The organism is Devosia sp. SD17-2 (assembly GCF_029201565.1).
Classification (GTDB): Bacteria; Pseudomonadota; Alphaproteobacteria; order Rhizobiales; family Devosiaceae; genus Devosia.
Map to the genome: position 1 here is coordinate 550,447 of NZ_CP104002.1, position 9,554 is coordinate 560,000.

Sequence of the window (9,554 nt, forward strand, 5' to 3'; positions counted from 1 at the left end):
GCCGCGTCCGAACAGGGGGGCGGCTTCATCAGGTCGCCGGAGTAAATGGTCACGTCCATAGGCGGCCCGAGAGTTTTGCTGCGCCAGCTGCGCGAAACCATGGCGGAGCCATTGGCTTCGCAGGCGCGTCTCGACAAGATCGTCGCCCTCATCGCCCAGAACATGCGGGCCGACGTCTGCTCGTTCTACGTATTGCGCGACGATGGTGCGCTCGAGCTCTTTGCTACCAAGGGGCTTGAGGCCGAATCGGTCCATATGACGACGCTTCGCCTGGGTGAGGGGCTGGTCGGCCTCATCGCATCCGAAGCCGAACCGCTCAGCCTTGATGATGCCCCCTCCCATCCCAGCTTTGCCTATCGGCCGGAGACGGGTGAAGACAGGTATAATTCGTTTCTGGGCGTGCCCGTGCTGCGCGCCGGTCAGACGCTAGGCGTCCTCGTCGTGCAAAACGCCGAGCGTCGCCATTATGGCGAGGATGAAACCGAGGCGATGCTGACTACGGCCACAATCCTGGCCGAGATGATCGCGACCTCGGATTTCGACAATCTGATCAAGCCGGGGTCGGATATCGATCTCAGGCGACCCCGCATGTTCAATGGCGTCAGCTTCACCGATGGCATCGCGCTGGGCACAGTTGTGCTGCACGATCCGCGCGTCGTGGTGACCAATTTCATTGCCGAAGATACCGAGCAGGAAAAGTCCCGGCTCGACAAGGCGCTCGAGACCATGCGCGTCTCGATTGATGCCATGCTCGACCATGGCGACATGCAGCCGTCGTCGGACCATCGCGAGATTCTCGAAACCTATCGCATGTTCGCCAATGACCGGGGCTGGGTGCACCGGTTGACCGAGGCGATCGAGAACGGACTTTCGGCCGAGGCGGCAGTGGAGCGGGTGCAAAACGACACGCGCGCCCGCATGATGCGCCAGACCGATCCCTATATTCGCGACCGGCTGCATGATCTCGACGATCTTGCAAACCGTCTGTTGCGCGTCCTGACCAATACCGGCCAGCCCGCCCAGCGCGTGCTGCCCGACAATGCCATTCTCGTCGCCCGTAACATGGGCCCGGCGGAACTGCTCGAATACGACCGCAAGAAGCTGCGCGGCGTGGTGCTGGAAGAGGGTGGTGCGACGGCCCACGTTGCCATCGTCGCCCGCTCGCTGGGCATCGTGGCGGTGGGGCAGGCCGAATCAATCGTCTCCATGTGCGAAACAGGCGACGACATCATCATCGACGGGCAGGCCGGACAGGTGCATTTGCGCCCCACGCCCGATGTCGAACAGACCTATGTCGACAAGGTACGGGTTTCGGCCAAGCGCCGCGCCCATTATGCCGCGCTCAAGAACAAGCCCAGCGTGACGCGCGATGGCGTGGATATCACCCTGCTGCACAATTCCGGGCTGGTCGCGGACCTGCCCATGCTGGACGACACCGGCGCGGTGGGCGTCGGTCTCTTCCGTACCGAGCTGCAGTTTATGATCGCCTCCAAGCTCCCGCGCCTGCAGGAGCAGGTCGAGCTCTATGCCGAGGCACTTGCCATAGCCGGCGACCGGCCGATCGTCTTCCGCCTGCTCGATATCGGCGGCGACAAGGTCGTGCCTTATCTGCGCTCGATGGCTGAAGAAAATCCGGCCATGGGCTATCGCTCGATCCGGCTGGGGCTGGATCGTCCAGGCCTGTTGCGGACCCAGGTGCGGGCTCTGCTGATGGCAGCGCATGGGCGGCCGCTGAAAATTCTCGTGCCCATGGTCACCGAGACTTTTGAGTTCCGCCAGACGCGTCTTGTGATCAACAAGGAAATCGAGCGCCTGCGCCGGGCCGGTCAGCCCCTTCCGTCAGGGGTCGAGATCGGTGCCATGGTCGAAGTGCCATCGCTGCTGTTCGAACTCGACCAATTGCTGCCCGAGGCGGATTTCGTCTCCATCGGCTCCAATGACCTGGTGCAGTTCCTTACTGCGGCCGATCGCGCCAACCCGCGCGTCTCGAAGAATTACGATCCCATTGCCATGCCACGCCTGCGTGCGATCCGGCTGATCGTCGATGCGGCTCGTCGGCACAACAAGCCTGTGACCATGTGCGGCGAGCTGGCCGGCAGGCCGATGGAGGCCCTGGCGTTGATGGCGATCGGCATGACCCGGCTCTCCATGGGGCCGGCCTCGATCGGCCCGATCAAGGAGCTGGTGCTCAATCTCGACCTCACGCCGATCCGCGCTTCGGTGGCAGCCGCGCTCAGCGATGGCGCCGATGGCGTGGCGATCCGCGAACTGCTTACCGAATGGGTGGAAAAGCAGAACCTGCCCATGGGGTGAGCGTGCGGCCTTGATGTTGCCCGCCCGGATCATTACACGCAGGACCTGAATTCCGGCGAAAGACTGATCATGCCCGCATTGCCCCAGGACAAACTCGACGCCCTCGAAACCCGCTTCCAGTATATCGAGGCGGCGCTGTCGGGTGGGGCAAGCCCGGATGAGTTCGCAAAACTCTCTAAGGAGCACTCTGACCTCACGCCGATCGTGACCGAGATCACCGCCTATAAAAAGGCGCTGCGCGACCATGCCGAGGCCACGACGCTGCTGAAAAGCGGCGACAAGGACCTCATCGAAATGGCCGAAGCCGAGATCGAGGAACTCGACGAAAAGCTCGAAGCCTATGTCCAGGCCATCCGCATCCTGCTGCTGCCCAAGGACGAGGCGGACGAAAAGTCCATCATCCTCGAAATCCGAGGCGGCACAGGCGGCGACGAGGCCGCACTTTTCGCCGGCGATCTCTTCCGCATGTATGAGCGCTATGCCGCCAACCATGGCTGGAAGGTGACGCTGATGGAGGAAAGCCCCGGCGAAATGGGCGGCTACAAGGAAGTCATCGCCAATGTTTCGGGCAAGGGCGTCTATGCCCGCATGAAATATGAAAGCGGCGTGCACCGCGTCCAGCGCGTGCCGGCCACGGAAGGTTCGGGCCGCATCCATACCTCGGCCGCCACTGTCGCCGTGCTGCCGGAAGTCGAAGACATCGACATCGAGATCCGCAACGAGGACATCCGCATCGACACCATGCGCGCCTCGGGCGCCGGCGGCCAGCACGTCAACACCACCGATTCGGCGGTGCGCATCACCCATATCCCCACCGGCCTCGTCGTCACCTCGGCGCTCAAGAGCCAGCACCAGAACCGCGCGCAGGCCATGGTCGTGCTGCGCGCGCGTCTTTACGAGATGCAGCGCGAAGAACGCGACAGCGCCCGCTCGGCCGAGCGCAAGGGTCAGGTCGGCTCGGGCGATCGCTCGGAGCGCATCCGCACCTACAACTTCCCGCAGGGCCGGGTCACCGACCACCGGATCAACCTGACGCTCTATAAGCTCGACAAGGTCATCACAGGCGAGGCGCTGGACGAGCTGATCGAGGCTCTGATCACGGAGAACCAGGCGGCCCAGCTGGCGGCCATGGAGAGCGGGATCTGACGTCGCCGACGACCATTGGCGCGCTCTGGCACCACCATCGCGATGTGCTCTCGAGCGCAGGTTTTGAGACGCCCGTCCTCGATGCAAAGCTTCTCGTCGGTCATGCGCTCGGCCTTGATGCCCTGGGTCTCTTCTCGCGCGAGAATGAGTCCGTCTCGCCCGAAGCCCTTGCCGAGGTTGAGGCGCTTCTGACGCGCCGGCTCAGCGGGCTCTCGGTGGCGCGAATCATCGGGCACAAGCAATTCTATGGTCTCGAGTTCGCGCTGAGCCCTGCCACCCTCGAGCCGCGCCCCGACACCGAACTTCTGGTCGATCTGGCGCTTGAGGCGCTCCCGAAAGGCGGGCGCCTTCTCGACATGGGCACTGGCACAGGCTGCATCCCCATTGCCATCCTCGCCAACAGGGAGGACGCGACGGCTATCGCCACCGATCTCAATCCCGCGGCGATCGAGATGGCCCAGCAGAACGCTGCCGCCAATGGCGTCTCCGACCGCCTCTCGTTCCGGGGTGGCGACTGGTTTGGCGCGCTGAAGCCGGATGACGGTCCGTTTGATCTCATCGCGTCCAATCCGCCCTATATTGCCAGCCATGTCGTTGAAAACCTTGATCCCGAGGTCAAGGATTTCGATCCGCGGCTTGCGCTCGATGGTGGGCCCGACGGGCTCGCGCCCTATCGCATCATCGCGGCCGAGGCCTCGCGTTGGCTGGCGCCGTCGGGGCGCGTGCTTGTGGAAATCGGCTATGACCAGGGGGATGCCGTTCGTGCCCTCTTCCGCGATGCCGGATATGCAGAGGTCAGCGTCCACAAGGATCTTGCAGGGCTTGATCGTGTGGTTTGTGCGCACCACTTTGAGGGGGCATAAGCGCATGAAACGGGCCAGCTTGAGATTTGTGCTGGTCAAGGGCGGGGAAAACCGCTAGTTTGAACATGCTGTCAACGGCGCATCATGGGCGCCGCAGCGACCACACCCGATTGTTGATCTCACGGCTAGCCGCCGTTCTTGTCCCGAAGTTAGGGGCCAGAGTTGATCAGGGCGGAAGCATTTCCGGGGCGCTGCCAGACCGCATTGGGTCTTCATGAAACCAGTATAACCCCATTCCCGAGCGATGTTTTGCTGGAATGAGGGGCCAGGCCGGACGCGTTCCGGTCCGCCCATATGTGACGCTTAACTACTAGAGTTAGACAAAGCGACCCGATGAGACCAAACAATCAGAACAAGAACCGCCAGCGCGGCCGTAATGGCGGGCGCAAGCACGTCAATCCGCTGTCGAGGAATTATGAGAGCAACGGCCCGGACGTGAAGGTCCGCGGCAATGCGGCTCATATCGCGGAAAAATATCTGCAGCTGGCGCGTGATGCCCAGTCGTCCGGCGACTCGGTGATGGCGGAAAATTATCTGCAGCACGCAGAGCATTATTTCCGCATCGTCTCCTCCGCTCAGCAGGCCCTGACCGGCCAGCGCGATGGCCAGAGCCAGGACGACAATGATTTCGATGACGATGTCTCGGAGCTGAACTCTCGCTTCGCCTCGCCCCAGCCGGCGCAGCAGCAGAACCAGAACGACGCCGAAGACGAAGCCCCGGCCGCTGCGCCTGCTTCCCGGCCGTCGGCTCGGGAAATCGCCGAAGCGGCTCAGGCGCAGGCCCAGGCTCCGGCCGCTGCTGCCACCGAGGAAGCAGCTTCCGGTGAAGACGCTGCTCCCGCCGATGCCGCTGCCGCCGAAGGCGAAGCGGCTCCGCGCAAGCCACGTGAGCGTCGTCCGCGCCGCCGCCGTCCGGCCGCCGGGGAGGCTGGTGCCGATCCGGCCAGCGCCCCCCAGCCCGACGTTGGCGAATTGCCGGCGTTCCTGACGGCTGGCACGACAAGCGCCGCCGAATAAGACTTTCAAAAGGCCGGGCCCAGCGCCCGGCCTTTTTGCAATTTGCCCTTGCTCTCCCCTTCAACTCTCTGTGGGCGGCCCCATATATCCTCGTGTGAGACGACGCGCTGGATTGCCGGGCGTTTGAGCTCACGCGACGCTTCCGCCGTCATGCCGGTGCCGTTCGGGCCGCATTACGGGCGAGACTAGGAGAGTTGAATGAACATCGAAAAATATACCGAGCGTGCCCGTGGTTTCATCCAGAGCGCGCAGACCGGTGCCCTGGGCAAGGGTCACCAGCAGTTCTCGCCCGTCCACCTTCTCAAAGTGCTGCTCGACGACGAGCAGGGCATGGCCAATGGCTTGATCGAGCGCGCCGGGGGCGATCCCAAGGCTGCGCGCGCCGGCGTTGAAGCCGCGCTCAACAAAATTCCCAAAGTGTCCGGTGATGCCGGCCAGCTCTACCTCAGCCGCGAACTCGCCCGTGTCTTCGACACCGCTGAAAGCGCCGCCCAGAAGGCCGGCGACAGCTTTGTCACGGTTGAACGGCTGCTCCTGGCGCTGGTCGTCGAAAAGGACACCGACGCCGGCAAGATCCTGGCATCGGCCGGCGTGACCCCGCAGGGGCTCAATGCCGCCATCGAGACCTTGCGCAAGGGCCGCACCGCTGACAGTGCCTCGGCCGAGAACGCCTATGACGCGCTCAAGAAATATGCCCGCGACCTCACCCAGGATGTCCGCGAGGGCAAGCTCGACCCGGTCATTGGGCGCGACGAGGAAATCCGTCGCACCATCCAGGTGCTGTCGCGCCGCACCAAGAACAATCCCGTGCTGATCGGTGAACCCGGCGTCGGCAAGACGGCGATCGCCGAGGGCCTCGCCATCCGCATCGTCAATGGCGACGTGCCCGAGAGTCTGAAGAACAAGAGCCTGCTCGCGCTCGACATGGGTGCGCTCATCGCCGGCGCGAAGTATCGCGGCGAGTTCGAGGAGCGCCTAAAAGGCGTGCTCAACGAGGTGACCGCGGCAGAAGGCCAGATTATCCTCTTCATCGACGAAATGCACACGCTTGTCGGCGCCGGCAAGGCCGATGGCGCGATGGACGCGTCCAATCTGCTCAAGCCCGCCCTGGCGCGAGGTGAGTTGCATTGCGTTGGCGCCACCACGCTCGATGAATATCGCAAGCATGTCGAAAAGGACCCGGCGCTTGCCCGTCGCTTCCAGCCCGTCTTCGTCTCCGAGCCCACCGTGGAGGATACGATCTCGATCCTGCGCGGCCTCAAGGAGAAGTATGAGCTGCACCATGGCATCCGCATTGCCGACTCGGCGCTGGTGAGTGCGGCTACGCTCTCCAACCGCTACATCACCGACCGCTTCCTGCCGGACAAGGCCATCGATCTGATGGACGAAGCCGCAGCGCGCCTGCGCATGGCCGTCGACAGCAAGCCCGAAGCCTTGGACGAACTCGATCGCCGCATCATGCAGCTCAAGATCGAGCGCGAAGCTCTGCGCAAGGAAAGCGACGATGGTTCGCGCACCCGGCTCGAGCGGCTTGAACATGAGTTGTCCGGTCTCGAAGAGCAGGCGCAGCTTCTCTCGGCCAAATGGCTGGCGGAAAAGGAACGTCTCCAGGGCTCGACAAAAATCAAGGAAGAACTCGATGCGGCGCGCAGCCAGCTCGAGATCGCGCAGCGTCAGGGCGATCTCGCCAAGGCGGGTGAGCTGGCCTATGGCGTCATTCCCGATCTCGAAAAGCGCCTCAACGCTGCCGATGATCCGGATGGCGACGGCAAACCCGATGCCGTAATGGCCAAGGAAACCGTCGAGCCCAGTGACATTGCCCAGGTGGTGTCGCGCTGGACCGGCATTCCCGTCGACCGCATGCTCGAAGGCGAGCGCGAAAAGCTCCTCCATATGGAAAGCTCTCTCGGCGCTCGTGTCATCGGCCAGTCCGAAGCCGTGGCTGCCGTGGCCAAGGCGGTGCGTCGCTCGCGTGCGGGCCTTCAGGATCCGAACCGGCCCATCGGCTCGTTCATGTTCCTCGGCCCAACCGGTGTTGGCAAGACCGAGCTGACCAAGGCGCTGGCGCAGTTTCTCTTCGACGACGAGACCGCAATGGTGCGCCTCGATATGTCCGAGTTCATGGAAAAGCACTCGGTGGCCCGGCTCATCGGCGCGCCTCCGGGCTATGTCGGCTATGACGAAGGCGGCGTCCTTACCGAAGCCGTCCGGCGTCGACCCTACCAGGTGATCCTCTTCGACGAGATCGAGAAGGCGCACCCGGATGTGTTCAATGTCCTGCTCCAGGTGCTCGATGACGGGCGGCTGACGGACGGGCAGGGGCGTACTGTCGACTTCCGCAACTCGGTCATCATACTCACCTCCAATATCGGGGCCGAATATCTGGTCGACCTCAAGGATGGAGAATCGGTGGAACTGGTGCGCGGCAAGGTGCTCGACATGGTCAAAGCCTCGTTCCGTCCGGAATTCCTCAACCGGATCGACGAAATCCTGCTGTTCCACCGTCTCGGGCGCGAACATATGGGCTCCATCGTCGATATCCAGTTCGGCCGTCTCGAAAACCTGCTGCGGGATCGTGACATCAGCCTCGAGCTCACGCCGGCGGCGCGCGAGTGGCTCGCCAATGAGGGATATGATCCTGCCTATGGCGCACGCCCGCTCAAGCGCGTCATCCAGCGTTCGGTCCAAGACAGCCTTGCCGACGCGATCCTGTCGGGCAAGGTTTCCGATGGCAGTCGGGTCGTCGTCGACGCCAATGAGGGCGGCATCGTCCTGCATTAAGCCGGGCGCCCGACACCAGAGACAAGGGCTGGCGCCTTCGGGCCGCCAGCCCTTTCTTTTGCGCGCTATTCCCTCTTGGCCGCACGGCACACAATGCCCTTGCGCCGTCCAGCGCAAATAAATAGAACAAATAAGGAACAAACTAGGAGGAGGCAAAATGGCCGACACCATCGACTACATCGAGTTTCCCTCGACCGATCGGGCGCGCAGCGGCGCCTTTTTCCGAGCCGCCTTTGGCTGGGGCCTCACCAGCTATGGTCCGGATTATGACGCGATCGAGGATGCAGGGATCGACGGTGGCATCGACCAGTCCGAAGGACGCGTCGCTGCAACCATGGCCATCATCCGCACCGATGATCTCGATGATGCCGAAAAGCGCGTGGTGCGGGCAGGGGGCGAAATCACCCGCCCTCAGTTCGATTTTCCGGGCGGGCGGCGGTTTCACTTCCGAGAACCCGGCGGCAATGAGCTGGCCGTATGGGTGGCGCGCGAGGACTAGGCCCCTGAGAGAGCAGGAGAGGTGGCGGCCTTAGTTGCTCGCCGCCACTTCAACTGGCGCCGGTTCGCGCGCCATCAGCTCGTTGATCTGGGTCATCGTCTGGTTGAAGGCTTCGCGGTTCTGCGGGGCCAGCACATTGTCCTTGGGCAGTTTCACGCTCAGCGGATCGACGTAATTGCCGTTGATCTTGACCTCGAAGTGCAGGTGCGGACCCGTCGACTGGCCGGTGGAGCCGACATAGCCGATGAGCTGGCCCTGTCGGACCTGGCTGCCCACGCCCAGTCCATCGACAAAGCGCGAAAGGTGCCCGTAAGCGGTCTCGTAGCCGTTGACGTGCTCCATCTCGATCTTGTTGCCGTAGCCGGACTGCCAGCGATAATAGGTGATCACGCCGTCGCCGGCGGCATAGATGGGCGTACCGGTCCGCGCCGCCAGATCGACGCCGGTGTGCAGGCGCCGCGTCTTGAAGATGGGGTGAATGCGGTAGCCGAAGCGCGAACGCATGGTGCCGCCGCCCTCGAGCGGGCGCCGATTGAGGAAGCGCTTGCCGGTTTCGCCGTCAGGATCAAAGAAATCCACCGTGCCATCGGGCGCGGCAAACCGATAGAGCTGGCGCTTGGTGCCGCCCAGGGTCAGCGCCACATAGAGCAGGTCTGACTTCGCGTCCGGGCTTGGGCCCGTCGACAGAAGCTCGATCGTGTCGCCAGCGGTGATGCGCTTGGTCATGTCCACGTCATAGGCAAACATGGCGACGATGCGCTGGATCGTGTCGTTATCGAGATCGTGCTTGCGGCCTGTTTCCCAGATCGAGCGGTAGATGGTGGGCAGATTGCCAACGTTGATCTGTTCGACGTCCTCGGCCGGGAACGCCACCCAGTCGGGCTGCAGGCCAACCACATATTGGCCGCTGTCACTCAGTGCCACGGTTGCGATAT

General features: G+C 63.3%; 7 protein-coding genes (1 of these 7 running past the window's edge). 6 read left to right on the plus strand and 1 reads right to left on the minus strand.

The window, feature by feature from the left end; genetic code table 11:
- Nucleotides 1–45: 45 nt before the first annotated feature.
- The 6 genes from ptsP (at nt 46) to NYQ88_RS02810 (ending at nt 8,619) form a co-directional block, all read left to right on the plus strand.
- On the plus strand, nt 46–2,313 hold the full coding sequence (ptsP, locus tag NYQ88_RS02785) for a phosphoenolpyruvate--protein phosphotransferase (RefSeq protein WP_275653471.1): 2,268 nt from the start codon (nt 46–48) through the stop codon (nt 2,311–2,313).
- Nucleotides 2,314–2,382: 69 nt separating this feature from the next.
- Nucleotides 2,383–3,459 carry a peptide chain release factor 1 gene (gene prfA / locus NYQ88_RS02790; RefSeq protein ID WP_275653472.1) on the plus strand — a complete coding sequence of 359 codons (1,077 nt, stop codon included), beginning with the start codon at nt 2,383–2,385 and terminating at the stop codon, nt 3,457–3,459.
- 14 nt (nt 3,460–3,473) lie between these two features.
- The gene (prmC, locus tag NYQ88_RS02795) at nt 3,474–4,322 is read left to right on the plus strand and encodes a peptide chain release factor N(5)-glutamine methyltransferase (RefSeq protein WP_275654990.1); all 849 of its coding nucleotides are present in this window, start codon (nt 3,474–3,476) and stop codon (nt 4,320–4,322) included.
- 333 nt (nt 4,323–4,655) lie between these two features.
- The gene (locus NYQ88_RS02800; RefSeq protein WP_275653473.1) at nt 4,656–5,339 is read left to right on the plus strand and encodes a DUF4167 domain-containing protein; all 684 of its coding nucleotides are present in this window, start codon (nt 4,656–4,658) and stop codon (nt 5,337–5,339) included.
- Nucleotides 5,340–5,537: 198 nt separating this feature from the next.
- Nucleotides 5,538–8,120: an ATP-dependent chaperone ClpB gene (gene clpB, locus NYQ88_RS02805; protein ID WP_275653474.1), complete on the plus strand. Its 2,583-nt coding sequence runs from the start codon at nt 5,538–5,540 to the stop codon at nt 8,118–8,120.
- A gap of 157 nt (nt 8,121–8,277) precedes the next feature.
- Nucleotides 8,278–8,619: a VOC family protein gene (locus NYQ88_RS02810; protein WP_275653475.1), complete on the plus strand. Its 342-nt coding sequence runs from the start codon at nt 8,278–8,280 to the stop codon at nt 8,617–8,619.
- A gap of 30 nt (nt 8,620–8,649) precedes the next feature.
- Here the strand turns inward: NYQ88_RS02810 and NYQ88_RS02815 are convergent, their stop codons facing one another.
- Nucleotides 8,650–9,554, minus strand: the 3' portion of a protein-coding gene (locus NYQ88_RS02815; RefSeq protein ID WP_275653476.1) for a M23 family metallopeptidase. 1,069 nt of this gene lie beyond the right edge of the window; 905 of the gene's 1,974 nt are visible here — the last part of the coding sequence; its start codon lies beyond the right edge, outside the window; its stop codon occupies nt 8,650–8,652.